At 39.0% G+C, this 13,626-nt stretch carries 12 protein-coding genes; 10 read left to right on the top strand and 2 right to left on the bottom strand.

Annotation, left to right across the window (positions count from 1 at the left end):
- Positions 1-74 precede the first annotated feature (74 nt).
- Together Q8M41_RS12390 and Q8M41_RS12385 are read right to left on the bottom strand one after the other, a co-directional pair.
- On the bottom strand, positions 75-710 hold the full coding sequence (locus Q8M41_RS12390; RefSeq protein WP_305365594.1) for a polymer-forming cytoskeletal protein: 636 nt from the start codon (positions 708-710) through the stop codon (positions 75-77).
- Positions 707-1,723 carry a hypothetical protein gene (locus tag Q8M41_RS12385; RefSeq protein ID WP_305365593.1) on the bottom strand — a complete coding sequence of 339 codons (1,017 nt, stop codon included), beginning with the start codon at positions 1,721-1,723 and terminating at the stop codon, positions 707-709. The genes Q8M41_RS12390 and Q8M41_RS12385 overlap by 4 nt, the downstream gene beginning before the upstream one ends.
- Positions 1,724-1,996: 273 nt before the next feature.
- On the opposite strand from Q8M41_RS12385, the gene Q8M41_RS12380 reads away from it, so the two are divergent.
- The 10 genes from Q8M41_RS12380 to Q8M41_RS12335 all read left to right on the top strand — a co-directional run bounded on the left by Q8M41_RS12380 (position 1,997) and on the right by Q8M41_RS12335 (position 13,624).
- Positions 1,997-2,845, top strand: coding sequence for a M23 family metallopeptidase (locus Q8M41_RS12380; RefSeq protein WP_305365592.1), 849 nt, complete (start codon positions 1,997-1,999; stop codon positions 2,843-2,845).
- 4 nt (positions 2,846-2,849) lie between these two features.
- Positions 2,850-3,227: a polymer-forming cytoskeletal protein gene (locus tag Q8M41_RS12375; protein WP_305365591.1), complete on the top strand. Its 378-nt coding sequence runs from the start codon at positions 2,850-2,852 to the stop codon at positions 3,225-3,227.
- A 212-nt stretch (positions 3,228-3,439) separates the two neighbouring features.
- Positions 3,440-5,107: an alkaline phosphatase PafA gene (pafA, locus tag Q8M41_RS12370; protein ID WP_305365590.1), complete on the top strand. Its 1,668-nt coding sequence runs from the start codon at positions 3,440-3,442 to the stop codon at positions 5,105-5,107.
- 112 nt (positions 5,108-5,219) lie between these two features.
- Positions 5,220-5,822 (top strand): RNA polymerase sigma factor, encoded by a 603-nt coding sequence (locus Q8M41_RS12365; RefSeq protein ID WP_305365589.1) that lies wholly within the window; start codon positions 5,220-5,222, stop codon positions 5,820-5,822.
- 89 nt (positions 5,823-5,911) lie between these two features.
- On the top strand, positions 5,912-7,060 hold the full coding sequence (locus tag Q8M41_RS12360; protein ID WP_305365588.1) for a FecR family protein: 1,149 nt from the start codon (positions 5,912-5,914) through the stop codon (positions 7,058-7,060).
- Between the two features lie 417 nt (positions 7,061-7,477).
- The gene (locus Q8M41_RS12355) at positions 7,478-7,642 is read left to right on the top strand and encodes a hypothetical protein (protein ID WP_305365587.1); all 165 of its coding nucleotides are present in this window, start codon (positions 7,478-7,480) and stop codon (positions 7,640-7,642) included.
- An 84-nt stretch (positions 7,643-7,726) separates the two neighbouring features.
- Entirely contained in the window at positions 7,727-8,779 is a 1,053-nt protein-coding gene (locus Q8M41_RS12350; RefSeq protein WP_305365586.1) for a Gfo/Idh/MocA family protein, read from the top strand.
- A 77-nt stretch (positions 8,780-8,856) separates the two neighbouring features.
- Positions 8,857-11,850, top strand: coding sequence for a DPP IV N-terminal domain-containing protein (locus Q8M41_RS12345; RefSeq protein ID WP_305365585.1), 2,994 nt, complete (start codon positions 8,857-8,859; stop codon positions 11,848-11,850).
- 62 nt (positions 11,851-11,912) lie between these two features.
- Complete coding sequence (locus Q8M41_RS12340; RefSeq protein WP_305365584.1) at positions 11,913-12,842, top strand: RraA family protein; 930 nt, start codon at positions 11,913-11,915, stop codon at positions 12,840-12,842.
- A gap of 197 nt (positions 12,843-13,039) precedes the next feature.
- The gene (locus Q8M41_RS12335) at positions 13,040-13,624 is read left to right on the top strand and encodes an RNA polymerase sigma factor (protein WP_305365583.1); all 585 of its coding nucleotides are present in this window, start codon (positions 13,040-13,042) and stop codon (positions 13,622-13,624) included.
- The last annotated feature ends 2 nt before the right edge of the window (positions 13,625-13,626 follow it).

Genomic DNA, 13,626 nt, shown 5'->3' with positions numbered 1-13,626 from the left:
AAATTAAGATTTTAGATTTCAATTATGGCTCCAGGTATAATCTGAGTGTCACAATACAAGCAGAGCTTATGTGATCAATACCAGCTGTTTGTGTTTGGCTTGTGAGCCTCCTCGGGCTCTGTTGCTTGAACAACAGCCTTAGTCTTCGTTACAGGAACCGGAGCCCTCTTATTGATTTCGGATGGCCTGTCAGGCTGACTAACCGGTTTAGCTACAGGTTCCTTTTCAACTTCAAGGGGCTCAGAAATCAGATAAGGCATAGTAATAATCTCTTTCTGGACTTTTGGAGGTAGCCGGTTCCCTACCTTCTCAATAAGATCACGCTCATCAATATTCCCTTCAATCCGGATCATTCCATTGATAATACATCCGGGCTCTACATTAATAGATTTAGCCCTGATATTACCACATATTATGGCCGAACTTTTAATGAGCGCAGACTCAGTAGAAATAATGTCTCCGATTACTTTTCCATTAATATTACAGGTTCTGGAAGTGATATTGCCTGATATTTCTGCAGTCGGGGCTACGGTGACTTCTTTCAGTGAATAAATGTTTCCTATAAGCCTTTCATCAAGGATTATAGAACTTGATGAAATAAAATTATCATCAACCCTGATTATTGTAGTGTGAAAGTCTGCAACGATCTCCTTTTGGCGGTTCTTTTTATCGAGATATTTCTTAATAAAATTTACAGCCCTGCCGATCATTCCGTCAATGTAGTTACAACAGTTGTTGCATTACCAATATCTAATCCAACTGAAGATTGCTTTTTACCTCCCGAAACACGAAGTGAATTAAGTGTGTAACCCTTACTTGCCAGACTGGCAGGATCAGTTACAAACTCAAGTTGAGCGATTTCCCCAAATTCATTTTTAAAGCACTCAACCAGATCCTGATACAACATGGCGCCACCGCAAAGATATACCTTGTTAGATTTCATGAGGTTCGCATCCGTGATTACATTTCTCAGATTTGGAGAGATAACTTCATTATAATATGATCTTAGAACATTTCTTCTGATCTCTCTCAGATCAACATTCTTTCTGTTCAGAATTATATAACCCTTCTGGAATGCTTCATCCATCAGGTGTGCATTTCTGAAACCAAGATAATGGCTCTTCTCAAGCTCACTCATCATCATGTTTACGGCATATTTCAGTCCATGAGTACTGACCATAGTCTGCTCAACAATTCCTGATTCCATACTTAGAACAGATTCAAATGTTCCGAATCCACAACTTAACACAAAGAAATTCCCTTCAGCCTGATGTTCCCCTTTTCTCAATGCAATGGTACAGCCTACAATCTCAGGTATTACTTCAACATTCTGAACGTCCAAAATAACAGATCTCTTACCACTGTTACTGTAAGTAGATGCATCAAACTCAATGATATGAGTCTTCCTTAGAAACTCAGTTGCCATATCCTTGTATATCCTGTAAGTAGAATACGGAAAACCAGTTGTTATTGTTAATGGCTGCTCAGCCGAATCAGATACCAGGAGCAATGCTGCTTTAACAAGTAGCTGATAATCAAGATCTGTTGGAGCTGAATTAATGAATTTATGTGGCAATTGCCCCTCACTCATAGCTAAGTTACCACAGATATACCACTGATTTTCATGGAAGATCTTCAGCCCGTTCAATAAGTCCTTTGAGGTATTACTAAGGTTGGCGTTACTATTTTCTATTAAGCTGGAAAACGACTGAATTGCAAACATTCTGTTATATAAATTAGAGTTTATACATGTGTTAATTTCGATTTCTAATAAGCCTCCCCTTTCAGGAAAAATAATTTCCCGAAAGAATAAATTTGTTCATGTCGCGATAATAGGAACCGAACAAATGGAATCTAAATTAGGATAATTTTATTGAATTAGAATAAACATACAATTAAATTGATAAAATGTTTTAAAAAAACAATAAAATGCTGTATCATAGCTTTGTGAATAGTTACAGAAAAAATCGTGTCTATTCCTAAAATAATGAGATAAATGATATTTTCGAAATCAGATTTCAGTACTGTTTTGATCGTAGGCTCTAACAAGGGCGAAACAAAATCTCTGCGTGTCAAAACAAAACACCTCAACCGCTTAAAACATTACGCCCTTACCATTGGGATAACAATCTTTATTCTGACCTGTACAATAATTTTCCTTTCACTTGAACTTAGCAAGATTGAAAAGGAAAGAATTGCCTACAACAGAGAAATCGCACATCTAAAAAAACAGATTCCGCCACCAACAGATAGCACCCAAGCCCGGAATTACATACAGAATATCGAAAACAAGCTGAAAAAAATCAATCAATACCTCATTAAAAGAGGAATAAAGGGATTTAAAGTAGACGAAATTGGTGGTAATAATGAGACGACGACGGAACTTAGTACAGAAGAAACTTATGCATTATATGATGAGCGACTTGAAGATTTTCTCCTCGGTGTTGCCTTTACCCCAATTGGATATCCTGCAAATTATGTAATAAATTCAACCTTTGGTTACCGTGGTGATCCAATCAGGCGGGGAAGGGTTGAGTTTCATCCCGGTATAGATTTTAAAGGACGAAGGGGTGATGCAGTAAAGAGTACGGCAGACGGGAAAGTTGTGGTTGCAGGCTGGTTTCAGGGATATGGCAAATGTGTAAAAATCAGGCATAAAAACAATCTTGAAACTCTTTATGGCCATTTGTCAAAGATCAATGTTAAAGTAGGGCAAACGGTAAATACAGGTCAAATTGTAGGGCAGGTTGGATCAACCGGATATTCTACCGGAAATCACCTCCATTATGAAGTCAGGAAGAATGGCAAACCTGTCAATCCGAAGAGCTTCCTAAGTATAAATTAAACAAATGGCTGGCTCTAAAAACGGACAAAGCAATCCTGCCCCGACACTAATCAGTAAGGGTTGTGTGGTCCATGGCAGGATAGAGTCGGATGTTTTTGTGAGAATTGATGGGCATATAAAAGGCGACCTGATTATTGGCGAGGGATTAATCATTGGCGAGAACGGAATAATTGAGGGAAATATTAAAGCCAGGGAAATTGTAGTTTTTGGTACCGTTAACGGAAGTGTTACCGCAGATTCTATTGACATAAAAAGTTCAGGTAATATTCTTGGCGAACTTCATACAAATTCGTTGCAGGTTGAAACAGGAGCTACCTATATAGGTAATGTCATCATGGATAAGGTGCAGCTTAAAAAAGAAAGTACTGCCATCCTGAAATAATTTATTTATTACCTCATCTAATTTCCTCTCCTGTGAAAAATCCTGTTAATAATTCCCATTATTCTTTTTAGCCTATTGTATATTTTTACAAATGGATTTATTTATTAAACCGATATTTGCTGCCGTGAAAATATAGCAACAGATTAACAAAAATTAAACAAAAACCGCAATATCCTGCGCAAAAACCATATTAATTATTTATCCCAAATCCAATGAGAATAAAATTTCTGATTTTTACTTTTCTAGTGCTTGCAACACTTACCACAAATGCACAACAATCTAAAGCACAAATACAAGTCAAAAATACCAATTTACCCCGCCCAAAATTAGTAGTAGGATTAATGGTAGATCAGATGAGATGGGATTATTTATATCGTTTCTATGAGCGTTATGGGAATGGTGGATTTAAGCGAATGCTGAACGAAGGATTTTCATGCGAAAACGCATACATCAATTATGTACCCAGTGTTACCGGGATTGGGCATGCAACAGTTTATACGGGTTCTGTTCCTGCGATCCATGGTATCACCGGCAATGACTGGATTATCCAGGCTACAGGACAAAACATGTATTGCTCTGCGGATTCAACAGTGGCTACTGTAGGAAGTAATTCAGTATCAGCCGGTAAGATGTCTCCAAAGAACTTATTGGTAACAAGTATGACTGATGAACTCAGACTTGCTACAAATTTCAGATCTAAAGTTATCGCCATTGCATCAAAAGACCGCGGTTCCATTATTCCCGGCGGGCATAGCGCCAATGCAGCATATTGGTACGATGGAAGTTCCGGAAACTGGATTACAAGCACTTATTATATGAAGCAGCTTCCTGTCTGGCTTACAAAGTTCAATGAACAAAAATATCCCGAAAAATATTTGAAGCAGGATTGGAATACACTTTATCCAATTGAAACCTACCTTCAAAGCACTAAGGATGATGTTCCTTACGAAGGGAAATTTCCGGGGATGAGTACCTCAACACTTCCCGTCAAAACTTCAGAAATGCTGAGCCGCGGATTAGGTCTGTTAACCAGTACTCCTTATGGAAGTTCCCTGACTCTGGATCTGGCAAAAGCCGCAGTTGAAAATGAAGCAATGGGAGCCGATGCGATCACAGATTTTCTTGCGATCAGTGTTTCCTCTCCGGATTATATTGGACATCAGTTCGGTCCAAATTCTGTTGAAGTTGAAGATACTTACCTGCGACTTGACCGTGATCTGGCAACATTCTTTAGCTATCTTGACACAAAGGTCGGAAAAGGGAATTATACTGTATTTCTAACAGCCGATCATGCCGCTCAACATAATGCAGGGTTTTTAAATGACAATAAAATCAGTGCCGGAGTCTTTCCTAGTTCTGCAGTTTTAAATGAATTAAATAAGCAGCTTGAGGCCGGGTTTAAGGTGAAAAATATTGCACTAAGTTTTAGTAATTACGCAGTTAGTTTTAACTATTCAGTAATAGAAACAAATAAATTAAACGAAGAAGCAATTAAGAAGATCACAATGGAATTTCTGAAAAAGCAGGAAGGTGTTGCTTTTGTAGTTGATATCCCAAATGCTCAGAATGCTACAATTCCCGAAGTCTATAAAGAAAAAATAATAAACGGATATCATCCTGATCGCAGCGGAGTAATTCAGATTGTACTTGAACCGGCATGGTATTCAGGCTCATCACCACGGTCTACCGGAGCAACCCATGGCACTATGAACCCTGCCGACGTTCATATTCCAATGGTTTTCATGGGTTGGGGTATCAAACAGGGAAAAACAAACAATTCATATAACATGACCGATATCGCTCCTACCATCAGCGGAATCCTGCGTATTCAGGAACCGAATGGAAATATTGGCAGGGCAGTTAATGAAGCTTTGAAATAGCCTTTCCTGATGTCTGAAGTATGAGGTCTGAGGTCGGACTTCAGGTCTCAGACCTCAGACTTCGATAAACTTAAACCAAAATTTCTTATATTCGTTTTGAGGTTAACTTAAAATGAGTATCTATAATTCCCTTAAGGATAGTGAGTTACTGGGCCTCCTCAGGTCGGGTAATGAAAAAGCTTTCGCTGAAATCTATGAGCGATACTGGGGGCTTATGTTCCATCATGTACTCAAAATGACAGGCGATAAGGATGAAACGAAAGATCTTGTTCAGGAGCTTTTTACAAACCTCTGGTTAAATGTTGAACAAATAGAACCCGAAACCAACATTGCTGCTTACCTCTATGTTTCCGCAAGAAATAAAGTAATTAACCTGATCAGGCATGATAAGGTTAAGAACAACTATTTATCTTCATTAAGTAATTTCGCAAACCATCATCAGAATTCAATTCTTGAACAATTAAGTGCAAAAGATCTTTCAATTGCAATTGAAAGAGAGATTCAGAACCTGCCGTCTAAAATGCGGGAGATTTTTGAACTTAGCCGTAAAAAAATCCGTACGCACAAAGAAATCGCTGAGGAGCTACAGATTTCTGACAAAACAGTTAAAAAGCAGATCAACAATGCAATTAAAATTCTACGTTTAAGGCTAAATATTTTTATTCTTATCCTTACAATCTACCTTAGCCTCGTAAGCAGTATCTCACAGTTATAATACCTCGTTTCGGACCTCAGAAATTTATTTTCAATTTCCCTACTACCTGACCCCCTTTAAATTGTCTTATCATAAATTAAACAATAGTTATGACCGGACTGGAAGCCAAACAGCTCCTAAAAAAATATAATCAAGGCAATTGCACAGCTGAGGAAAAGGCCTTGGTGGAGCGATGGTACTTATCGGAGTCATCCAAACAAACTTTAAACGAAGATCAGGACCAGGACGATTTTACCGCTGAAAAGATTCAGATGTGGTATGAAATAAGTGAAATGAGCGGTATTGAAAATAAAAGCGGAATCTCCCGAATCATTCTTTGGGGGACTTCAATTGCAGCCGCAGTTTTAATCACAATCAGTTTTGGAAGCAATTTTTTTAACACAAACGAAACAAAATTGGTTCTGAAAGAAACAAGACCAAGGGTTTACGACAAAAATCCTGGTGGAAACAAAGCCGTTTTAACCCTTGCAGATGGAACCAAAATTGTACTTGACGATGCTGTTAATGGGACTATTGCCAAACAGGGAGGAATAAATATCAGCAAGGCTGCAGACGGATCCATTATCTATGATATGCCAGAAATGGCAGGGAATAACTCTGAAACAGCTCTTTTTAACACAATTGAAACCCCTAAAGGGGGTAAGTATCAGATCATCTTGCCGGATGGATCAAAAGTCTGGCTAAACTCAGTCTCTTCCCTTCGTTTTCCTGCAATATTTAGTGGCAGGGAGCGAAATGTAGAACTTACCGGAGAAGCATTTTTCGAGGTTGCCAAAAATATCAATAAACCATTTATTGTAAAGACTAATGACATGAATGTGTTTGTGACCGGGCCCCAGTTTAATGTGATGGCCTATTCTGATGAAAACTATAGTGCTACTACACTCATAGAAGGTTCTGTCAATGTAAGTAATCTCAATAGTAACATTGTTCTCAAACCCGGTGAACAAGTAGTTTCAAATGAAGGTGCAAAACTCAGCAAGAGTCTTGCGGATGTAGAACAAAATATAGCCTGGAAAAACGGTTTGTTCCAATTCAACGATACTGATATGCGCACAGTGATGAATCAAATAAGCAGGTGGTATGATGTTTCGGTTGAATACAAAGGCTTGGTGCCTGAAAAGCATTTTGGAGGTTATATTTCCAGAGATTCAAAGCTATCACAAGTTTTAAAGATGCTTGAACTCAGCGGAGTAAAATTTAAAATTGAAGAGAAAAAAATTATTGTTTTACCTTAAAATCATAGCCTATGGACCCATAAATCTACTTCCAAAAAAAGGCCCAATAAAAATCCGGAAACGTTGCAGCGTTCCCGGACATAAAATAAAGGGGGCTAAAAACTCAACTTAAGTAATATTCTATTCACCCTAAATCATGTAAAGTTATGCAAATTACTGCTTTTTGCAAAAATGCCCATTCATTAAGTTGATGATAAATACTTTGAGTCTTAGGCAAATTCATACATCTTATCGAAGATAGTATTATAAATAAAAATGAAAGTAGCAGGATAATGAAGTCGGGTAAGATAGATTTGATATAAGTCTTAATAATGATACTTCACAAATGGTATATGGATATACTGATAAGCATATAAATCGCTTTATCCTTTGCTAAATCTTATTCAGGAAGCAGAAATATTAAAATATATAACCAAAATGGGAAGATTTACCCTTTTAAAATCCATTACGGGAGTGGGTGCAAGCACCATCGAACTGGAGTCTCTGAGTTTATTCAAGTCGGACGTAAACACAATCAATCCGGATGTAATTCCCTCCCATATTACAGGTAAGAGCGAGAATTTGAAATTACCCACCTTGTAATCTATTGAAGATCCCCAGAATAAATACATAAATTATAAGCACATTTCATAATAATTTCAATTTAAGTCCTTTTCATAATAAGCTATGAAATCTATAGACAGGCGGAAATTTATATCTGGTCTTGCAATCGCAGGAGCAGGCTTGGCATCTATTAATCCGATTGAAGTTTTGGCAAATAATCAATCACAAAAAATGATCAGGATTGGAATAATCGGGCTCGATACCTCACAGGTGACTATGATTATCAGCCATATCAACAACATTCCCGGACCGGGATACGATGTTGTACAACCCCTTTGGGATAGTTCATTCGAAGGATTCAGGGTTACAGCAGCCTATCCTTATGGAAGTAAAAAAATAGAATCCAGTATAAAACAAATCCCAACCTATGTTGGGAAGATGAAAGAAAATGGAGTCGAACTGGTAGACTCTATTCAGGCTTTACTAACCAGGGTAGATGCCGTTATGCTGATGACATTCGACGGTCATCCGCGCGTTGAACAGGCAATGCAAGTAATAAAAGCTGGTAAACCACTGTTCATCAACAAACCTTTCGCAGCATCATTAAAGGATGTAATTAAAATTATAGATGCTGCAAAAAAATATAATTGCCCCATTTTTTCCTCTTCACCAACACGATATTTAAAAGGTGCTCAGACCGCCCGTAATGGTTCGATCGGTGATATTATGGGAGCAGATTCTTACAGCGGCTGTCCTCTTGAACCAACACACCCTGATTTTTACTGGTATGGAATTCACGGAATTGAAATTCTGTTCACTATTATGGGCAAAGACTGCCATACCGTACAGCGCAAACATACTCTGAATACGGATCATGTAGTCGGAATCTGGGACAATGACCGGATCGGAACCTATAGGGGAATCAGAAAAGGGAAAGTTACACATAGCGGTATTGCCTATGGATTAAACGAAATCCTCCCGGCTGGTTCTTTTAATGATGTTGGTCACCGTCCACTGGTAATAGACATGTTAAAATTCTTCAAAACCGGAATAAGTCCCATAAACATAGAAGAAACTCTGGCAATACATGTATTTATGGAAGCGGCAGATGAAAGTAAAAGGCAGGGAGGAGTACCTGTAAGTATGCAGGCAATATTAGCGAAAGCAAAATCATAAAATTTGATTTAAACCTATTTATACATACCCTTAATCGATAAAATATGTTTTTACCATTTATAAATTCGCATAATCCGATGAAACAAAAAATTCTATTCCTGAGCTATATTCTTGTTTTAAGCTTCCTCATTACATCCTGTAAAAATGATGCAATTGAAGTTACTGTTTCAGAAGGCACCAATATGGCCGCTGCCCTGTCACCCGACCAGTCGACTTTAGCAATGAGTCTTCAAGGCACAATATGGACTATCCCTGTTGAAGGTGGAAAAGCAAAAAGTGTAACCGATGAAATGGGAGATTCTCAGGAACCTGATTGGTCACCGGATGGGGGAAAAATTGTTTTTCACTCCTACCGGGATGGTACTTATCATATCTGGACAATCAACAAGGATGGCTCAGATTTAACGCAATTAACCTCTGGCACATCGGATAACAGGGAACCGGATTGGTCGCCTGATGGTAAATCAATCGTATTCTCTTCTGACAGAAGTGGAAATTACGATATATGGAAAATCGATCTTTCGAGCAAAGAGCTTAACCAACTCACAACCGATAAGGCAAATGATTCAAATCCTGCCTTTTCAAACAGCGGAACCAAAATCGCTTTTGTTTCACAAAGGGATGAATCCGGTATTTATATTCTTGAAAACGGAACAGAAAAACTGGCCGTCCCTGAAGCTATGCGTATTGCTGCACCTTCCTGGAATACTGATGACAGCAAGCTAAGCTATGTGGCTTTCACCGGCAAAACAATGCTTTTTGATGATAAAAATACAAGTTATATTTATCTGGCTAACCTGAATGATGGCAGTACTGAACAAATATCAACCGGGGACGAAGATCTGTTCCCTTTTCGGATTAACTGGGCATCTGACAACAAACTAATTTATACAGCCGATGGGCATATCAGAAAAAGGATAATCGGACAATCCACGATTGAAACTATTCCTTTTGAAGCTACTTTTACCCTCAACCGCAAGCCTTACGAAAAGAAAAAATATGATTTTGATAATACAGAAGATCATAAAGCCTTGGGAATTGCAAGTCCGGTGGTATCTGATGATGGAAAGAAAATAGCTTTTGCAGCCAAAGGCGACATCTTTATCCAGGAAATTGATGGTAAACTTATACAGCTGACCAATGATTCTTTTGTAGATCTGGAACCCGACTGGTCGCCTGATGGCAATACTCTGGCCTATATTTCTGATCGGGGAGGCATCATGAATGTTTGGTTACACGATCTGAAAACAAATCAGAGTCGCCTGCTTTCCAAACAAATCATAGAAGATACATCCTACCCTACCTGGTCTCCGGATGGTAAAAAAATTGCCTATTATACCCAGAACTACATGAAGAAATGGGGCTATGGCATTCTGCATATTGCCGATGTGGCCAGTGGAGAAGTTAAAGTAGCAAACAAAACGGTTTGGGTACCCAGCAAACCTTCCTGGTCACCGGATGGTAAAACAGTGGCCATGATGGCCTTAAAAGCTCATTCCACCCGTTTCCGGGAAGGCTTTAATAACTTCATGCTTGTATCACTTGAAAAAGACACCACTATTCTGGTTAGCCCTGATTCAGACAAGCCACTTGGAATGCGTGTCCAGAATGGCCCGGCCTGGTCACCGGATGGAAAAACCATGGCTTATACAAAAGATGGTACGCTTTGGACTATTCCGGTAAACATGAACGGTGAAATTTCTGGTAAAGAGAGAAAACTCACTGATGAACTTGCAGATAACCTGAGCTGGACCGGAGATTCAAAAACCATAGTTTATATCGCCACTGATAAATTAAAGCAGATCGATGTAAACAGCGGAAAAGTAAAGGAAATAGCTATTGACTTAAAATGGAAAACCGAGATCCCTACTGAAGAATATATTATCCATGCAGGTAAGGTATTTAATGGTAAAGACAGCACTTACCAGGAAAATATGGATATCTATGTTAAGGGGCACCGGATCAGAGACATTAAGCCCCATCAAAATCATAAACCCGGCACTAAAATTATCGATGCCTCAGGCAAGGTAATTATGCCAGGACTCTTCGAAATGCATACCCATCAAAGTTCAAATGTTGGCGAAAAACTCGGTAAGATCTGGCTGTCTTATGGCATCACATCAGTCAGGGAGCCGGGAGCTGATCCTTATGATGCGCTTGAACGTAAAGAGGCCTGGGAAAGCGGTGTTCGTCCCGGCCCAAGACTGTTCTTTACAGGTGGATTAACCGATGGTACACGCATAGCTTATGGACTGGCAAATAGCGTAACCGAAGCAAATCACATCAGAATGGAATTGGAAAGGGCTAAAAAACTTGGCTATAGTCTGATCAAGACTTATGTCAGAATGCCTGATTCCATTCAAAAAGTCCTTACTGAAGGTGCCCATAAAATTGGCATTCCGCTCTCCTCTCATGAACTTTATCCTGCCACAAAATACAATGTTGACGCTATTGAACATCTTTCAGGAACCAGCCGAAGAGGTTATTCAATGCTTCTTGATGCTAATTTCAGAAGCTACCAGGATGTGGTTCAACTGGTTGCTAAATCAGGAATCAATATCACCCCAACGGCATGCTTAAGAACAGGATATTTCAGACTGGCTAAACAATATGATGAATTACTAAATGACGAAAGGAACAGGAAATTCCTTACACCTGAATTTCTACAAGGTCTGTATGCCCAAACCAACAAGTTCGACTCGCTGAGAACACCAAAAGCAGATGCTAATTATAAGGCACTGCTAAAAACAATTAAAGCGATATCTGATGCCGGGGGAAGTATTACCGCTGGGACTGATGCACCATTTGCGCCATTCGGCAGCAGTCTCCATTCGGAACTTTGGGTGTATGTTGATGCAGGACTATCTCCTTTCAAGGCTTTGCAATCGGCAACCATACAGGCTGCAAAAGTAGTCGGAGTTGACAAGGATTTGGGCAGCATAGAAGCAGGAAAACTAGCCGATCTCATCATTGTAGATGGAGACCCACTAAAAAGAATTCAGGATGCCATGAAGGTCAGAACAGCAATTAAAAACGGTAAGCCCCACACCATTGAATCCTTGCTGTATTAAAAACTATTAACAATCATTTAATGTAAAAAGTGTAAATAATAATCGGTTAAACTATCTAATCCATGGCATTTTTAAAAATACAGATCATAGCAGTATTCATATTGCTTTCTACATCAATTCAGGCACAGAACTTAACTATTAGCCAGCAGGAAATGTTTGAGCTTACCCCGAAATGGACGGGAGAACGCTTTCCTGATGGAAGGCCAAAAGTATCAGATGACCTGCTCAAACGGATGAAAAGAGTCCCGTTGGAACAGGCATGGGGAGTACTTAAGGCAGCAGGCTATTTACACCAATATGAGGGTAACTGGAAAAATATTCACTCGGGAGAGGTATTAGTTGGGCGGGCATTAACTGCACAATACATGCCCATCAGACCAGAAGTAAGGGAACATCTCGAAAAAGAGGGCAAGGCAGATGGCCGGATTGGTGATATGGTTTCCTGGCCTATCGATATGCTAAGCAAAGGCGATGTTTATGTGGCCGATTCTTATGGCAAGGTAGTGGATGGTCCGATAATCGGAAGTAACCTTGGAACTGCAATTCTGGCCAAATCAGGTAATGGTGTAGTTTTTAATGGTGCGGTAAGAGATCTGAGGGATCTTGAAGCTATGCCCGGCTTTACCTCCTTTATCAGGGGGGATCATCCTTCGCACCAGACAGAAATGATGCTTAAAGGCGTAAATGTGGCCATCCGGATTGGCCCGGTAACTGTTTTGCCGGGAGATGTAATTTTGGGATATCTGGATGGTGTTGCCTTTATTCCACCTCACCTTGCCGAAAAAGTAGTAAAAGTTGGAGAATTGATTCTGGTAAGGGATGAATTTGGGCAAATCCGATTAAAAGAAGGCAAATATACCTCCGGCCAGATTGATAACCGCTGGACAGCAGAAATTGAAGCCGATTTTGCGAAGTGGATTAGTGCCAACCCTGGTAAATTACCCTATTCTCAGGCAGAAATGCAGGAATTGTTGAAGGAAAGGACCTGGTAGATTAGAAATATCTCATTTTTTTAACTTTTATATTCAAAAGAAAATAAAAACTAAAAAAAAATATCCATTTATGATCTCATTTGTCAGATTTTTCATCACCTTATCAAATTAATTCATTTTCCTAAAATCCTCTGAGTATATATTTTTACATTATTACTATATTAGTCTTTCGTTTTGATCGTCTACCTATAGTATCAATGTCCTATTATCAAACACTGTCCGATCAGGAATTGACAACTCTTTTGCATGAAGGGGATGAAAGGGCCTTTACCGAAATTTACGAACGTTACCATAGCCTGCTCTATAGCTATGCTCATAAAAAGCTGAATAATAAACAAGAAGCACAGGATATTATCCATGAGGTTTTGACCGCATTATGGACCAGGCGCTTCGATTTTTCAATGCAAACTTCTCTTCCATCATATCTTTTCACGGCAGTTCGTAACAAAGCCCTGGATCTTTTTTCGCATAAAAAAGTTGAAGCAAGATACCTGGCATCATTGCAAAATTTCATAGAAGATGCCGGAGTTCAAACAGATTTTCTGATTCGCGAAAACGATTTAAAAAATCTGATCGAAAAAGAAATTCAGGCACTTCCACCAAGAATGAAAGAAGTGTTTCAGTTAAGCCGGAAGGACAAACTTAGCCATAAAGAAATAGCAAATCTGATGGACATATCTGAGCAAACCGTTTCAACTCAAATTAAAAAAGCATTACGTATTCTTCGTGTACGTTTGGGGTTAATCACATTCCTGATTATGTTGCTTTTAAATAAATTTTAAAT

Origin of the sequence: Daejeonella sp., assembly GCF_030684675.1 — a bacterium.
Lineage (GTDB): Bacteria > Bacteroidota > Bacteroidia > Sphingobacteriales > Sphingobacteriaceae > Daejeonella.
Note: the sequence above shows the minus strand (reverse complement) of the source record. Positions and strands in the feature narration are given on the sequence as shown.

Excerpts from the sequence above, each read along its gene's own strand:
- Q8M41_RS12390 (WP_305365594.1), bottom strand. The coding sequence starts at position 710 with ATGATCGGCAGGGCTGTAAATTTTATTAAGAAATATCTCGATAAAAAG.
- Q8M41_RS12385 (WP_305365593.1), bottom strand. The coding sequence starts at position 1,723 with ATGTTTGCAATTCAGTCGTTTTCCAGCTTAATAGAAAATAGTAACGCC.
- Q8M41_RS12380 (WP_305365592.1), top strand. The coding sequence starts at position 1,997 with ATGATATTTTCGAAATCAGATTTCAGTACTGTTTTGATCGTAGGCTCT.
- Q8M41_RS12375 (WP_305365591.1), top strand. The coding sequence starts at position 2,850 with ATGGCTGGCTCTAAAAACGGACAAAGCAATCCTGCCCCGACACTAATC.
- pafA (WP_305365590.1), top strand. The coding sequence starts at position 3,440 with ATGAGAATAAAATTTCTGATTTTTACTTTTCTAGTGCTTGCAACACTT.
- Q8M41_RS12365 (WP_305365589.1), top strand. The coding sequence starts at position 5,220 with ATGAGTATCTATAATTCCCTTAAGGATAGTGAGTTACTGGGCCTCCTC.
- Q8M41_RS12360 (WP_305365588.1), top strand. The coding sequence starts at position 5,912 with ATGACCGGACTGGAAGCCAAACAGCTCCTAAAAAAATATAATCAAGGC.
- Q8M41_RS12355 (WP_305365587.1), top strand. The coding sequence starts at position 7,478 with ATGGGAAGATTTACCCTTTTAAAATCCATTACGGGAGTGGGTGCAAGC.
- Q8M41_RS12350 (WP_305365586.1), top strand. The coding sequence starts at position 7,727 with ATGAAATCTATAGACAGGCGGAAATTTATATCTGGTCTTGCAATCGCA.
- Q8M41_RS12345 (WP_305365585.1), top strand. The coding sequence starts at position 8,857 with ATGAAACAAAAAATTCTATTCCTGAGCTATATTCTTGTTTTAAGCTTC.
- Q8M41_RS12340 (WP_305365584.1), top strand. The coding sequence starts at position 11,913 with ATGGCATTTTTAAAAATACAGATCATAGCAGTATTCATATTGCTTTCT.
- Q8M41_RS12335 (WP_305365583.1), top strand. The coding sequence starts at position 13,040 with ATGTCCTATTATCAAACACTGTCCGATCAGGAATTGACAACTCTTTTG.